The 13,414-nt window shown below is 71.9% G+C and carries 13 protein-coding genes; 7 read left to right on the top strand and 6 right to left on the bottom strand.

What is annotated here, in order from left to right; genetic code table 11:
• Positions 1-3 precede the first annotated feature (3 nt).
• The 4 genes from AB0I06_RS03950 to AB0I06_RS03935 all read right to left on the bottom strand — a co-directional run bounded on the left by AB0I06_RS03950 (position 4) and on the right by AB0I06_RS03935 (position 4,788).
• A complete protein-coding gene (locus AB0I06_RS03950) occupies positions 4-1,722 on the bottom strand; it encodes an ABC transporter substrate-binding protein (protein WP_363117676.1) in 1,719 nt (572 codons plus the stop codon).
• 188 nt (positions 1,723-1,910) lie between these two features.
• Positions 1,911-2,003 (bottom strand): Ms4533A family Cys-rich leader peptide, encoded by a 93-nt coding sequence (locus AB0I06_RS03945; protein ID WP_324614289.1) that lies wholly within the window; start codon positions 2,001-2,003, stop codon positions 1,911-1,913.
• 68 nt (positions 2,004-2,071) lie between these two features.
• Complete coding sequence (locus AB0I06_RS03940) at positions 2,072-3,733, bottom strand: DUF3152 domain-containing protein (RefSeq protein WP_363117147.1); 1,662 nt, start codon at positions 3,731-3,733, stop codon at positions 2,072-2,074.
• An 8-nt stretch (positions 3,734-3,741) separates the two neighbouring features.
• Positions 3,742-4,788 (bottom strand): alpha/beta hydrolase, encoded by a 1,047-nt coding sequence (locus AB0I06_RS03935; RefSeq protein ID WP_363117146.1) that lies wholly within the window; start codon positions 4,786-4,788, stop codon positions 3,742-3,744.
• Positions 4,789-5,043: 255 nt separating this feature from the next.
• On the opposite strand from AB0I06_RS03935, the gene AB0I06_RS03930 reads away from it, so the two are divergent.
• From AB0I06_RS03930 to AB0I06_RS03915, 4 genes are all read left to right on the top strand, one after another.
• Complete coding sequence (locus AB0I06_RS03930) at positions 5,044-5,268, top strand: hypothetical protein (RefSeq protein ID WP_363117145.1); 225 nt, start codon at positions 5,044-5,046, stop codon at positions 5,266-5,268.
• A gap of 207 nt (positions 5,269-5,475) precedes the next feature.
• Entirely contained in the window at positions 5,476-6,123 is a 648-nt protein-coding gene (locus AB0I06_RS03925; protein ID WP_363117144.1) for a TetR/AcrR family transcriptional regulator, read from the top strand.
• A gap of 134 nt (positions 6,124-6,257) precedes the next feature.
• Positions 6,258-6,485, top strand: coding sequence for a DUF3107 domain-containing protein (locus tag AB0I06_RS03920; RefSeq protein WP_030854792.1), 228 nt, complete (start codon positions 6,258-6,260; stop codon positions 6,483-6,485).
• Between the two features lie 352 nt (positions 6,486-6,837).
• Complete coding sequence (locus tag AB0I06_RS03915) at positions 6,838-7,107, top strand: hypothetical protein (RefSeq protein WP_363117143.1); 270 nt, start codon at positions 6,838-6,840, stop codon at positions 7,105-7,107.
• Between the two features lie 57 nt (positions 7,108-7,164).
• Here AB0I06_RS03915 and AB0I06_RS03910 read toward each other — a convergent pair whose 3' ends face one another.
• Positions 7,165-7,911, bottom strand: a complete 747-nt coding sequence (locus tag AB0I06_RS03910; protein WP_363117142.1) for a ferritin-like fold-containing protein — start codon at positions 7,909-7,911, stop codon at positions 7,165-7,167.
• Positions 7,912-8,387: 476 nt separating this feature from the next.
• On the opposite strand from AB0I06_RS03910, the gene AB0I06_RS03905 reads away from it, so the two are divergent.
• Both AB0I06_RS03905 and AB0I06_RS03900 read left to right on the top strand, forming a co-directional pair.
• Positions 8,388-11,018, top strand: a complete 2,631-nt coding sequence (locus AB0I06_RS03905) for a DEAD/DEAH box helicase (protein WP_363117141.1) — start codon at positions 8,388-8,390, stop codon at positions 11,016-11,018.
• Positions 11,019-11,117: 99 nt separating this feature from the next.
• Positions 11,118-11,990, top strand: a complete 873-nt coding sequence (locus AB0I06_RS03900; RefSeq protein ID WP_363117140.1) for an alpha/beta fold hydrolase — start codon at positions 11,118-11,120, stop codon at positions 11,988-11,990.
• A gap of 30 nt (positions 11,991-12,020) precedes the next feature.
• Here the strand turns inward: AB0I06_RS03900 and AB0I06_RS03895 are convergent, their stop codons facing one another.
• Positions 12,021-12,914, bottom strand: a complete 894-nt coding sequence (locus tag AB0I06_RS03895; RefSeq protein WP_363117139.1) for an NYN domain-containing protein — start codon at positions 12,912-12,914, stop codon at positions 12,021-12,023.
• Between the two features lie 237 nt (positions 12,915-13,151).
• On the opposite strand from AB0I06_RS03895, the gene AB0I06_RS03890 reads away from it, so the two are divergent.
• Positions 13,152-13,304 (top strand): hypothetical protein, encoded by a 153-nt coding sequence (locus AB0I06_RS03890; RefSeq protein WP_363117138.1) that lies wholly within the window; start codon positions 13,152-13,154, stop codon positions 13,302-13,304.
• Positions 13,305-13,414 lie beyond the last annotated feature (110 nt).

Here is a 13,414-nt window from a genome sequence, read left to right as displayed (position 1 = left end):
GCGTCACTTCACCGCGACCTGCGAGATGTCCAGCACCCCGGTCCAGTCGCTGATGACGATGTTCTTGACGTCCTCGCCATAGAGGCGCTTGTAGACGGGGTGGAACAGCGGGACGGTCAGGGCCTTCTCGCCGATCTTCTTGTCCAGTGCGCCCCACCGCTCGGCGGCCTGGCCGAGATCGGTCAACTTGTTGATCGCGTCGATCTCCGCGTTGACGGCCTTGTCGTTCAGCAGGCCCGTGTTGAAGTTCGCGCCGTCCTTGACGATCTGCCGGCCGTCGAAGATGGGCGCGAGGAACGGCCCTCCGGACGGCCAGTCGGCACCCCAGTGGGCAAGGAAGAAGCCGGGCTCGGTCTTCACGTCGTGGATCTTGTCCGCGTAGTCGTTCTCCTCCAGACCCTGGAGCTTGACCGTGATGCCGGCCTTCTTGAGGGCGTCCTGGAGGGCGGTCGCGATCTCGGGGCTGGTCTCGAAGTCCTTGGCGTTGGAGTGCGTCAGCGTGACGGTCAGCCCGTTCGGGTGCCCGGCCTCCTTCAGCAGCTTCCTGGCCTTGGCCGGGTCACCGGCCTTGCCCGCCGGGAAGAGGTCGTAGGGCGTGTAGCCGAAGGACTTCTGGTCCGGCAGGAAGGTGGTGGCGGGCTCGGCCAGGGCGGATCCGCCGGCGGCGTTCACCACGGACGACCGGTCGACGGCGTAGGCGATCGCCTGCCGCACCTTGGGGTTGTCGAAGGGCTTGATGGACGGGTTGAAGGCGATGTAGTTGGTGTAGCCGAAGTGCCCGGTGCCGACGCGCGAGGCGAGGTCCTTGTCCCCGCTGACCTTGGCCAGCTCGGCCGGGCCGAGGTTGGTGTCCGTGGTGACCGCGGCGGCGTCCGCACCCTGGGACGCGGACAGCCGCTGGTTGATCACGGAGGAGTCGAGTCCGGACCGTACGTCGATCTTGTCCGGGTAGGCCTTGCGCTCGGCGTCGGTCGCGGCGGACCAGTGCGGGTTGCGCTCCAGGACCAGCCGCTCGCCGTCGTTGTCGTTGCGCACGACCTTGTACGGCCCGGAGGACACCGGGTGCTCCTCGTACTTCGTGCCGGTGTCCTTGCTCTTCGGGACGGGCGCGAACTGCGTCTGCGTGGCGAGGTAGGGGAATTCGCCCTCGGGCTTGTTCAGATGGAAGACGATGGTCCGCTCGTCCGGCGTCTCGATCGCGTCGAGGCCCTTCTTGTCCTTGTACGGGCCCTGGTAGTCGGCGGCGCCGACCAGCCAGTCGCGCAGGTAGGGGGCGCCTCCCGACAGCTCGGGGGCGAAGGAGCGCTCGATGCCGTACTTGATGTCGGCCGAGGTGATCGGCGTGCCGTCCTCGTACGCCAGGCCCTTCTTCAGGGTGTACGTCCACACGGTCGCGTCCTTGTTGGGACGCCCCGTGTCGGTGGCCAGGTCGGGGACGACCTTCGCGCCGGCGGCGCCGTTCTCGCGGTTGCGGGTGGTGAGGGTGCGGAAGACCAGGGACGGGACGTTGCCGCCGCCGGAGGTGTACAGGCGGGCCGGGTCGAAGTCCTGCTGCGGGTTGGCGTTGAGGACCGTGAGGGTGCCGCCCTTGTGGGGCGTCGAGTCGCCGCCGGCGCCCTTGGCATCGTTGTCCTTCGGCCCGCAGGCGGCGGCACCCGCTGCCAGGACCAGGCTGACGGATGCCGCTGCCACGCGGCGCGCTGTGACGGACGGTTGGCGCATCGGAATGACGACCTCTCGGAAGGCGTCCGGATCGCGGATCATGATCTTTTGGATCGCTGATCTCGGATCGCGAGACGAAGTGACGAAGGGTGAGACGGAAGAAGACAGACATCTGCCCGGCGCCGGGTCGTCGAGGAAGCCGTGACACCGTCACGGGAAGGTTCGCCGACGCGCGCCTGAGGCGGGCGTCAGCAACAGTGAATGTCGGCCACGCAGAGCGGGGTCACGCCGATGAGCGCCAGCTCGATGGCGGCGCGAACGGAGGCGTGACGGGGCGACATGCCCAGAAATATGAACGAACTTTTCGAGCATGTCAACGCGAGCCCCGCCACATCGCCTGTGGCGCCTGTCAACTCCCGGGATAGGGCCAGGGGTTGGCGCGGCAGTGGACGCCGTCGTGGTCGAGGAACTTGGTCTGCTGCTGCATGACCGGCGCGAGGTCGCCGTCCTTGTCGCAGGTGACGTGGCCGTAGCCGAGGCGGTGGCCGACCTCGTGGTTGATCAGCATCTGCCGGTAGGCGTGGATCTTGCCGTCCCCGTAGGTCTCCGAGCCCTGTGCCCACCGGTAGGCGTTGATCATCACGCGCTCGGTCGCCGCCGAGTCGCAGGAGACGTTGTCCTGGGTGGTGTCCAGACCCGACTTGGCGCACCACTCGGCGGTGGTGCCCGGGCTGGCGAGAGTGATCACGAAGTCGGGCTTGCCGGAGTAGACGCGCTCGAAGGTCCGCGCTCCGTTGTGGGCCCAGCTGCGCGGGTCGTTGAGCGTCTTCTGCACGGCCTCGGCGAACAGGGCGCCGTCGAGCCCGAGCCCCTGCTCCACGTCCACGCGGTAGGTGAACTTCTGCCCGGCGCCCGGCGCCTTGGCGATGCCGGGAACGGCGTCGAACTTCCCCGATCCCTTGAGCTCGGCACCGAGCGGGTACGTCCGGCCCATCTTCTCGTCGTAGGTCAGCGGCGCGGCCTCGGGGGCGGGGGCCCGGCCGTCGGCCCGGGACGCGGCGTCCCGGACGTCGCGGGCCTGGTCGGTGGCGGACTGCGACCGCACCCCGGCACCGGCGTGGTCGTCGGTGACCTGTCCGGCGACGATGACGGCCAGCACGGTGGTGACCGCCGCGGCCGCGATGCCGGTGAAGGTACGGCCCTTGCCGCCCCTGCCCGGTGCGGGCGCACGGGTGGGTCCCGCGTCGTCGTGGCCGGACCCGGAGTCGGCCGGGGTGCCGACGCTCCAGTCCGTGACGGAGGCGTAGGCGTCCGCGGCATGCGCGGAGGCGGGCGTACGGGGCGCGAAGACGTCGTCCTCCTCTTCCACGAAGGCGTCGAGATAGTCCTGCCGCGGCCCGGGCACGGAGGCCCGGCGCTGCCGCGGTATGGGAGCACCGACACCGGCGGGGCCCCTGCCGTTCCCCTTCAACTCACCCCAGCCGCCCCCGGCTTCCCGCTGCTCGGGATGACCGCCCCGGGCGTGCGAGCTCCCGTCGGCACCCCGGGACTTCCCACGCGCGGCCGTCCCGCCGGGCGACCGCGGAACGCCCCGAGCCGGGGTCCGGTCGGACATCCGGGGAATCCCGTGCGCGGGCGTACCGTCCGCCGCCGACCGCGACATCCCCTGCGCGGACGCCCCGTCAGCAGGGCGCGGCATCCCCTGCGCTGGCGTGCCGTCAGGAAGACGTCGTGCCGCCTGGGGTGGCGTGCCGTCAGGAATCCGTGGGAGCCCCCTCGCCGGTGTGCCGTCCGGCAGCCAGCCGTCCGGGAGGCGTGGCATGCCTTGCGGCGGTGTGCCGTCGGCCGGGCGGGGTCCTGGAACCCGGCGGGGGCCCGGGTTCTGCCAAGTCCCCTGCGTGGGGCCCGCGGGCGGCGCCGGACGGCCGCTGCGGCCCGTGTCCGTCGCCTGCTCCTGGCCTCGGTCCTGGCCCTGCGCGGACCTGGTCCTGCCGTTCCGTACTGCGGTGGTGTCCGCTGTGTCCGCGCTGTCGCCCTTGACGACCGGCCCGCGGCGGCTGTGGCGTCCCACGTCGCGCCTCAGCCCCCCATGCTTCCGTCGGTGCCCGCTCCGTCGAGGGCGTCGCCCCCGGCGTCCGCCCGGCCGGCCCGCCTCGCTCGCTGCGTGCCCGACTCCCCTGATTCTGCGAGGAGTTCGCGAAACGCCTTGGCCACCGTCTCCGGGTACTCCATCATCGCCACATGTCCCGCGTCCGGCAACGTCATGAGCCGCGCGTCACGGAAGGCCCGGGCCGCTTTCTGGGCCATGCGGAAGCCGACGAGCTGGTCACGGCCGCCGTAGACGAGGAGGGTCGGCGCGAGAACTCGTTCGGCCTGGCGCCACAGACCCTGCTGGCCGCCCAGGGTGTAGGCGTTGACGATCCCGCGCGCGGAGCGCGCCATCGCGTCCCAGAAGTACGGCAGCCGCAGCCGCCGCTCCATCTCCTGCACCGCGTTGCTGAATCCTTCCGGCGTCACCCGCCCCGGATCCCCGTAACAGAGCGCCATCACGCCACGCACCCGCTGCTCCGCCGTCCACTGCCGGGTGAGCCGGGTGAAGAGCAGGGCGACTCCGGGCACCGCCAGCAGCCCCGTGGGCACGGCGGTGCGCTGCACGCGGATCTCGGGCAGGGCGGGCGACACAAGCGTGAGCGTACGGACCAGATCGGGCCGGACCGCGGCGACACGGGTGGCGATTGCGCCACCGAGCGAGTTCCCGAACAGGTGCACGGGACCGCGCCCGGAGGCCTCGAGGTAGCGGATGACCGCGCGCGCGTGCCCCGTGACGGAGTAGTCGCCGTCGTCCGGCGGCGGGGAATCCCCGAAGCCGGGCAGGTCGAGGGCCTCGCTGTCCACGCACTCGTCCAGCAGGGCCATCAGCGCCGACCAGTTCTGCGAGGAGCCGCCGAGCCCGTGCACGTACAGCGCCGGGGGGAGCCCCTCGCGCGCGGGCGGCCTCGACCGGACCGTCAAGGTGACGCCGGGCAGCTCGACCGACCGCAGCCGTTCGCCCTCCGCGACCCGGACGGTCCCCACCTTCGGCAGCACATTGGCAGGCGGCACGAAGGGCAGCTCGGTCGAAGACATGCGGCAATGTTACGAGACGATCACGCAGTGACTCATGCGTTCGCCTGTGTTCGCCGTCACAGGAAATCGGCCGTTGGGAGGGGTCGGGAGGAGGCACCCGGGTGCGCGTGGGTAGCAGTCAACGGGATGAGCACTGTGTCACGTCCCGGACGCGGATCGCATAGCGTCCGGACCGGGTGTCTCCTAGGCTCATAGGGAGGGCACCCGCGTGTGGCCCCTGCATTCCCAGGGACGTTCGTAGGAAGGGAGCCCAGCATGGCCGTAGACCCCACCGACCCGGAGACGTTCGAGGCCGAGGAGGCGCAGGAGGCGCGGGAGTTCGACGTCGAGGCCCCCGAGGTCGACGCGGCGGAGCAGCAGGCCGATCTCGCGCCGGACCGCGACGACCCGCTGACCTCCGTGGACCCGGACCGCGCCAACGAGGCCGACCTGGTGGAGCAGACCCGGATCGTCTCGCTCGACGAGGACGACTACCGGTGACGTTCGCCGCCGACCGGCGACGAGGAGCCCCAGAGAACAGGAAAGGGGCTGCATTTTGCCCGCTCTGACCCTGTTTGAAACCTTGGCAACCGCTTTCGGATCCGTCCGGTCCGTGAAATTCTGCGTTCTCACCGCGCACACCAGGGTTACCGAAAAGTACGATGGCGACGCGGCCAGATCCGCATGTGGACGACTATGGGAGGCGGCGTGACAGCCATCGAGCAGACAGAGGCGGTTCGCCCGCGGGGCACACGCCTGCCGCGCCGTGCCCGACGCAACCAGCTCCTGGGTGCCGCCCAGGAGGTCTTCGTGGCCCAGGGCTACCACGCCGCCGCGATGGACGACATCGCGGAGCGTGCCGGTGTCAGCAAGCCGGTGCTCTACCAGCACTTCCCGGGCAAGCTCGACCTCTATCTCGCGCTGCTGGACCAGCACTGCGAGTCGCTCATCCAGTCCGTCCGCCACGCGCTCGCGTCGACGACCGACAACAAGCAGCGCGTCCGGGCCACGATGGACGCGTACTTCGCCTACGTGGAGGACGACGGCGGAGCCTTCCGCCTGGTCTTCGAGTCGGACCTGACCAACGAGCCCGCCGTGCGCGAGCGCGTCGACAAGGTCACGAACGAGTGCGCGGAGGCGATCTGCGACGTCATCGCCGAGGACACCGGCCTGTCGCGCGCGGAGTCGATGCTGCTCGCCTCGGGTCTGGGCGGCCTGGCCCAGGTGGTGGCGCGGTCCTGGCTGCACAGCGACCGCAGCGTGCCGCGCGACCAGGCAGTGCAGCTGCTCACCTCGCTGGCATGGCGCGGCATCGCGGGCTTCCCGCTGCACGGCATGGACCAGCCACAGCACTGACGGCACTTTGTTCCCGCCCGGTGTTCGCTCGTGGCGTTCCCGGGCGGAGCATGTACGTCCCCTCACCGGGCTAATGTGTGCTGCGTACGGCGCGGAAGGTCGCGCACATCACTGACCGTCGGAGGGACATAGCCGTGGAGGTCAAGATCGGCGTGCAGCACGCGCCCCGCGAGATCGTTCTGGAGAGCGGTCAGACCGCCGAGGAGGTCGAGCGCGTGGTCGCCGAAGCGCTGGCCGGAAAGTCGCAGCTGCTCAGCCTCGTGGACGAGCACGGCCGCAAGCTCCTCGTCCCGGCCGACCGTCTCGCGTACGTCGAGATCGGTGAGCCGGCCCCGCGCAAGGTGGGCTTCGGAGCGCTGTAGGCGCATACGCGCGAAGGGGCGGGACGGCCAGAGGCCGTCCCGCCCCTTTGTGTTGGTGTCCCCGTCCGCCTTGGTGACCCCGTTCGCGTCGATGCCCCCATTCGCGTCAGTGTCCCCATTCGCGTCAGTGTCCCCGTTCGCGTCGGTGTCCGCGTTTGCGCCTGTCTCCCCGTTTGCGTCGGCCTCCCTCGGACACTCCTCCCCCGTAACGCTCGGCTTCCCCTTGCGGCGCACCGGTTCCTTCACGGATGGACCACAAGTCGCCCACAGGGGTGGATTGGAATCCGCAGGTCAGGGGTAAGACGGGCTACGACCGAATTGGGCAGGCCGGCCATGTGGGAGGGACCCCGACATGCTCCTGGAAGCGCTGAGTTCCGCGATCCTCGGCCTGGCTCTGGCGTGGGCGGCCACGCACCGCTGGGCGCACCGGCTCCCGGCCCGCTCCATGGTGCTGTCCACCGGTGTCGCGGGGGCTCTCTTCGGGGCCTTCGTCATGCACAGCGCGCTGGACGCCGGGCATGTGCTGCTCGTCCTGCTCGGCGCGGTCATCGTCTCGGTGGCCTCGCTGTCGCTGCTGCTGCGCCCCGCGGGAAGACTGCGCCGCCGGTCGGCGACCGCCTGAGGCATCGCCGGTGGTGGCGGCGCCGATGACGACGGGCGCCGACCGGACGGCGCCGGGCTAGGCGGCCAGTCCCAGCGCGGCCATCCGCTTGGTGTGGGCCTCGGTGATCCGGGAGAACATCTTGCCGACCTCGGCCAGGTCGAAGCCGTCCGCGACACCGCCCACCAGCATGGTCGACAGCGCGTCCCGGTCGGCGACCACCCGCTGGGACTGCGACAGGGCCTCGCCCATCAGCCGCCGCGCCCAGAGCGCGAGCCGTCCGCCCACGCGGGGGTCGGCGTCGATGGCGGCGCGCACCTTCTCCACGGCGAAGCCGCCGTGTCCCGTGTCGTCGAGGACGGCCAGCACCAGGTCGCGGGAGTCGGAATCCAGCCGGGCGGCGACCTCGCGGTAGAAGTCGCTGGCGATCGAGTCGCCGACGTAGGCCTTCACCAGGCCCTCCAGCCAGTCCGAGGGGGCCGTCTGCTTGTGGAAACCGTCGTACGCGGCGACGAACGGCTCCATCGCCCGGGTCGGCTCCTCCCCGATCTCGGCCAGCCGGTCGCGCAGCCTCTCGAAGTGGTGGAACTCCGCCGACGCCATCTTGGCCAGCTCCGCCTTGTCCGCCAGCGTCGGCGCCAGCTTGGCGTCCTCCGCGAGCCGCTCGAACGCCGCGAGCTCCCCGTACGCGAGCGCGCCGAGCAGGTCCACGACCGCGGCGCGGTACTGCGGGTCGGCCGAGGCCGTCGCCCAGTCCTGGGCGGCGACGGAGGTGGGGGCGGCGGCGGTGTCCGAGGCGTTCTCAGGCTTGTCAGAGCTCGTCATGAAGCGCACAATAGCCCGCCTGCCGGGAGGCGTAAGGATCTGGCCGATCACTGTGACGACGACTACGTGACCAAATCGGCCATCGCATGTGCGCGATTCCGGGGTATGGTGGTAATGCGCCTGCTGGTACGTCGTCGTACCTCGACAGGCCGCACGTATGAGGATGCCCGGTCGGTGGCCCGATCGGCTCCGACCCGACAGCCTTCCCCGGCCGTCCGCCACAGTGCGTACGAGACCCGGAGAGGGACACCCTCAGCGGCACGAGCGCTAGAGCGTCGGCGCGGTCCCGTGCTCTACGGCCCGCCCGTAGGCAGCCGACGTCCCCCGGCACGGTTGACACGACCCCCGCGCTCGCCTCGCGCCGCCCACACAGAAGAGGCAGCACCCTGACTACGTTCCGAGAGCTCGGAATCCTTCCCGAGACCGCCGAGGCCCTGGAGGCCGTCGGCATCGTCGCCCCCTTCCCCATCCAGGAGATGACGCTCCCCGTCGCCCTCTCGGGCAAGGACGTCATCGGCCAGGCCAAGACCGGCACCGGCAAGACGCTGGGCTTCGGCCTCCCGCTCCTCGAGCGCGTCACCGTCCCCGCCGACGTCGAGGCCGGACGCGCCGAGCCCGAGGACCTCACCGACGCCCCGCAGGCACTGATCGTCGTCCCCACGCGCGAGCTGTGCACGCAGGTCACCAACGACCTGCTGACCGCCGGCAAGGCACGCAACGTGCGCGTCCTCGCCATCTACGGCGGCCGGGCCTACGAGCCCCAGGTCGAGGCCCTGAAGAAGGGCGTCGACGTGGTCGTCGGCACCCCGGGCCGGCTCCTGGACCTCGCCGGACAGAAGAAGCTGAACCTGAAGCACGTCAAGTGCCTGGTGCTCGACGAGGCCGACGAGATGCTCGACCTGGGCTTCCTGCCCGACGTCGAGAAGATCATCAACATGCTGCCGGTGCGGCGCCAGACCATGCTGTTCTCGGCCACCATGCCGGGTGCGGTCATCGGTCTCGCCCGCCGCTACATGTCGCAGCCCACGCACATCAGCGCCACCTCCCCGGACGACGCCGGCGCGACGGTCGCGAACACGAAGCAGTTCATCTACCGCGCGCACAACATGGACAAGCCCGAGATGGTGGCGCGCATCCTCCAGGCCGAGGGCCGGGGACTGGTCATGGTGTTCTGCCGCACCAAGCGCACCGCGGCCGACCTGGCCGACCAGCTCAAGCAGCGCGGTTTCGCCTCCGGCGCGGTCCACGGCGACCTCGGCCAGGGCGCCCGCGAGCAGGCGCTGCGCGCCTTCCGCAACGGCAAGGTGGACGTGCTCGTCTGCACCGACGTCGCCGCCCGCGGCATCGACGTCGAGGGCGTCACGCACGTCATCAACTACCAGTCGCCGGAAGAGGAGAAGACGTACCTGCACCGCATCGGCCGCACCGGCCGCGCGGGTGCGAAGGGTACGGCGATCACGCTGGTCGACTGGGACGACATCCCGCGCTGGCAGCTGATCAACAAGGCGCTGGACCTGGGCTTCAACGACCCGCCGGAGACGTACTCCACTTCTCCGCACCTGTACACGGACCTCGGCATCCCCGAGGGCACCAAGGGCGTCCTGCCGCGCTCGGAGCGTACGCGCGCCGGGCTGGACGCGGAGGAGCTGGAGGACCTGGGCGAGCCGGGCGGCCGCGGGCCGCGCGGGCGCGGCGGCCGAGGTGGCCGCGGCGAGCGCGAGGAATCCCGCTCGGCCGACCGCGAGCGGTCGCCGCGTACGCCGCGTCGCCGCCGCCGTACCCGTGGCGGTGCCGCGCTGGACGGTGCGCCGGAGTCGGTCGGCGGCACCACCCAGGAGACCACGGCCACGGCCACCGAGGGCGCCGCCGAGGCGGACGCCGTCACGACTCCCCGCACTCCGCGTCGCCGCCGCCGCACCCGCGGCGGTGCCCAGTCCGAACCGGCTTCCGTCACGGCGGTCGAGGCCCCCACGTCCGCGCAGGCGGCAGGCGCCGTCGCGACGGCCGAGGGCACGGCCTCGACGGCTCCCGGATCGACGCCCGAGGCTGCGGCCGAGGCGCCTGAGGCGGCTGCCAAGCCGCGTCGACGCCGCACGCGCCGCTCGGAGCCGACGGCGGTCGAGACCGAGACCGCGGTGACGCCGTCGGCCCCGGAGGCGACGGTCGTGACCGACGCCCCGGCCACCGTGGACGCCGCGCTGCCCGAGGCCGCGGCCACGCCGCGCCGCCGCACCCGCAAGGCCACGGCCTCCGCGGCCGAGGCGGCGGTCGACACGGCCGAGGGGACCACCGAGTCCGCTCCGGAGCCGTCGGAGACGAAGCCGCGCCGCACCCGCAAGACGGCCGCGCAGGCCGAGTCGGCCGTCGACACGGCCGAGGCGACCGAGGCCGCGCCGCGCCGCCGCACCCGCAAGACCGCCGCGGCGGCACAGGACGGCGTCGAGGCGGCGGAGGCGAAGCCCCGGCGTACGCGCAAGGCGACCGCGGCCGAGTCGGCCGTCGACACGGCGGAGGCCACCGAGGCCGCGCCGCGCCGCCGCACCCGCAAGACCGCGGTCGCAGCCGAGGAAGCCGTCGACACGGCCGAGGGCACCGAGGCCAAGCCGCGCCGCCGGACCCGCAAGGCCGCCGAGGCCGCACCCGCCGTCGCCGAGATCCCGGCCCAGTCGGTTCAGGAGCCGGAGACCGCCGAGGCCAAGCCGCGGCGTACCCGCAAGGCGGCGGCCGCCAAGGCCGAGGCGAGCGTCGACACGGCCGAGGGCACGGAGGCGAAGCCGCGCCGGACGCGCAAGGCGGTTGCCGCCGCTCCGGACGGGGAGGCCGTCGAGGCCAAGCCACGCCGGACGCGGAAGACCGCCGCGGCGGCCGAGGCGAGCGCCGACACGGCCGATGGCACGGAGGCCAAGCCGCGCCGCCGCGCCCGTAAGGCCGCCGAGCCCACCGAGATCCCCGCCCAGGCGGATCAGGAGCCGGAGACCGCCGCCAAGCCGCGCCGGACGCGCAAGGCGACCACGGCCACCGCGACCGCTGAGGACGCGGCCGAGGCGAAGCCCCGGACCCGTCGCCCGCGCAAGGCCACGGCCGCCGCGGAGTCCACGGAGGGCTGACACACCCCTCTCGGACGGCCCGGTCCCCCTCACAGGGGGCCGGGCCGTCCGGCGTTCACCGGGGCACCGGGCCGGTGTCCCAGCCGCTACCCTCACCCCGTGACCAGCCACCCCGTCTTCCCTCCGCCCCCGGGCGCCCGTGCCCGCCGCCTGCGCACCTCACGGGGCGAGTTCGCCGCCGTCGACTCGTCGCCGGTGGCGGGCGTGCGGACCGCGGGTGTGGTCCTGATGCTGCCCGGGTTCACCGGGAGCAAGGAGGACTTCAGGCTGCTGCACGAGCCGCTCGCCGAGCGCGGATACCGGCTCGTCGCCGTGGACGGGCGGGGACAGCACGAGTCCGGCGGCCCCCTGGACGACGAAACCCCTTACGCCCAGCGGGAACTGGCGCGGGACGTGCTCGCACAGGCCGAGGCGCTGGGCGGCCCCGTGCACCTCGTCGGGCACTCCCTCGGCGGGCAGATCGCCCGTGCGGCCGTGCTGCTCGACCACTCCCCCTTCCTCTCCCTCACCCTCGTCTCGTCCGGCCCGGCGGAGATCTCCGTCTCCCAGCAGCAGCGGGTGAAGCTGCTGCGCGACGCGCTCGCCGTGCTGTCGATGGAGGAGGTGTGGGGGGCCATCCGGGCCATGGGCCCGCCGGAGGAGGTGGGCGGACCCGCCCGCGGCCTCGGGACCGAGGAGCAGTTGCGCCGCCGCTGGCTGGGCCACAGTCCTGCCCAACTGCTCGCTACCGGACGCCAGTTGTGCACCGAGCCGGACCGCGTCGCCGAACTGGCGGCGCTGCCGCTGCCGTTCCACGTGCTGTCGGGCGCGCACGACGACACCTGGCCGGTGGCGATCCTCGACGACATGGCCCGGCGGCTGAACGCGCACCGCACCGTCATCACAGGGGCGGAGCACTCCCCCAACGCCGACCGGCCCGTTCCGACGGCCCACGCCCTCGCGGACTTCTGGGACGGCCTGCGGCGGGCCTAGCCATCCGGCCGACCCGCACTGGAGCGGGGCTCAGTACTGCGTCCTCAGGTGCTCCCAGAAGCCGTCGCGCAGGGCTCGCCGCAGGTCCGCCTGACCGCGCAGCGAGTACTGCAGGAGTCCCTCCGCCTCCACGAGCAGGTCCTGGTCCACCGAACCGGGCAGGTACGGGTGTCCGGGCAGCAGTTCCACCAGGGTGTCCCGGCCGCGTGCCGCCAGCCACTTCGCGGCGATCTGGGCGCCCACGAACCGCACGTCCTCACGGCCGGGCCGGGCCGCTCCCGGCTCATGGACGGCGGCTGTGCGGCGGGAGACGTACGGCTTGAAGAAGTCGAGGTCGAAGGTGCGCTGGCTGTCGACCTCCCAGAGCAGGGGCTCCGCCTGGTTGCGGCCCTCGGGTGCCTCGATGCCCCAGAGGTGGACCCGGGCGCCGTACCCCTGGGCCGCCTCCACCGCCGACACCAGGTCCTCGTCGCCGCCGAGCAGGGCGGCGTCGCTGATGGCGCGGTGCCGGGCTAGGGACTCCAGGTCGGAGCGGATGAGGGAGTCGACGCCCTTCTGCTGGTTGTTGGCGTTGAGGTTGCCCAGGCGCACCTTGACGTCCGGCAGTTCCGCGATGGTCTGCTGCTCGGCCGTGTGGATGCGGCGCCGGGCGCCGTCGTACCAGTAGACCCGCAGCAGCCGGCTGTCCGCGAAGATCGTGCGGGCCTTGTCGATGAGCGCGTCGATCAGGCCTTCGGCGTCCAGGTCGAAGGCGCGGCGGTCCTCCGTGCCGGCGACGAGGCGTCCCGCGGCCGCGTACAGATACCCCGCGTCCACGAAGATCGCGTGGGTGGAGGGCGTCTTCGCCACCTCGGCGAGCATGCGCTGGAGCAGCTCGTTCGTGCGGTCGATGCGGGCGTGGAGAGCCGCTGGGTCGTCGTTCATCACCTCCATTGTCCGGGCGGTCACACTGCGAACACAACCGGTCCCGGTCGGTCCCGTAACCACACTCTTACGTCTCGGTAATTAGCCGTTCGAAAAATTTCCTTAGCGTAGGGAATGTTTGATGCACCCATCGCTGTTGACTCATACGGAACACCGGGCACGGACCCGGTGGACCGGACAACGCAGCACCACCAAGTAGTTCTCCTCAGGAGGATGACCAGACGAAGGGAGAAGCCCATGCGCTTCGAAATCATGCGGCTGGACGACGTGGACGGCACACCGGTGGACACGACCGTCGTGGACGCCGCCTCCGTCAACCGCATCGTTCAGCAGGCGGCCGCCGTAGGGCAGCGCCTCTGGATCCGCCCGGCCGAGACCACGGCCTCATAACGCGCGCAGCTCTCCCGTACGCGGAGCCCCCGCCCGGCATCGGCCGTGCGGGGGCTCCGCTGTTGCGGACCTCACCGGCCGGGGGCGTACTGGCTGGGGGGCACGCGAAC

This window comes from Streptomyces sp. NPDC050674 (assembly GCF_040654575.1).
In the GTDB taxonomy this organism is placed as follows: Bacteria; Actinomycetota; Actinomycetes; order Streptomycetales; family Streptomycetaceae; genus Streptomyces.
Note: the sequence above shows the minus strand (reverse complement) of the source record. Positions and strands in the feature narration are given on the sequence as shown.

What these genes read in the sequence shown, in the direction of transcription:
- AB0I06_RS03950 (WP_363117676.1), bottom strand. Translation starts at nt 1,722, where the DNA reads ATGCGCCAACCGTCCGTCACAGCGCGCCGCGTGGCAGCGGCATCCGTC.
- AB0I06_RS03945 (WP_324614289.1), bottom strand. Translation starts at nt 2,003, where the DNA reads ATGTCGCCCCGTCACGCCTCCGTTCGCGCCGCCATCGAGCTGGCGCTC.
- AB0I06_RS03935 (WP_363117146.1), bottom strand. Translation starts at nt 4,788, where the DNA reads ATGTCTTCGACCGAGCTGCCCTTCGTGCCGCCTGCCAATGTGCTGCCG.
- AB0I06_RS03930 (WP_363117145.1), top strand. Translation starts at nt 5,044, where the DNA reads ATGGCCGTAGACCCCACCGACCCGGAGACGTTCGAGGCCGAGGAGGCG.
- AB0I06_RS03915 (WP_363117143.1), top strand. Translation starts at nt 6,838, where the DNA reads ATGCTCCTGGAAGCGCTGAGTTCCGCGATCCTCGGCCTGGCTCTGGCG.
- AB0I06_RS03910 (WP_363117142.1), bottom strand. Translation starts at nt 7,911, where the DNA reads ATGACGAGCTCTGACAAGCCTGAGAACGCCTCGGACACCGCCGCCGCC.
- AB0I06_RS03905 (WP_363117141.1), top strand. Translation starts at nt 8,388, where the DNA reads ATGACGCTCCCCGTCGCCCTCTCGGGCAAGGACGTCATCGGCCAGGCC.
- AB0I06_RS03895 (WP_363117139.1), bottom strand. Translation starts at nt 12,914, where the DNA reads ATGAACGACGACCCAGCGGCTCTCCACGCCCGCATCGACCGCACGAAC.
- AB0I06_RS03890 (WP_363117138.1), top strand. Translation starts at nt 13,152, where the DNA reads ATGCGCTTCGAAATCATGCGGCTGGACGACGTGGACGGCACACCGGTG.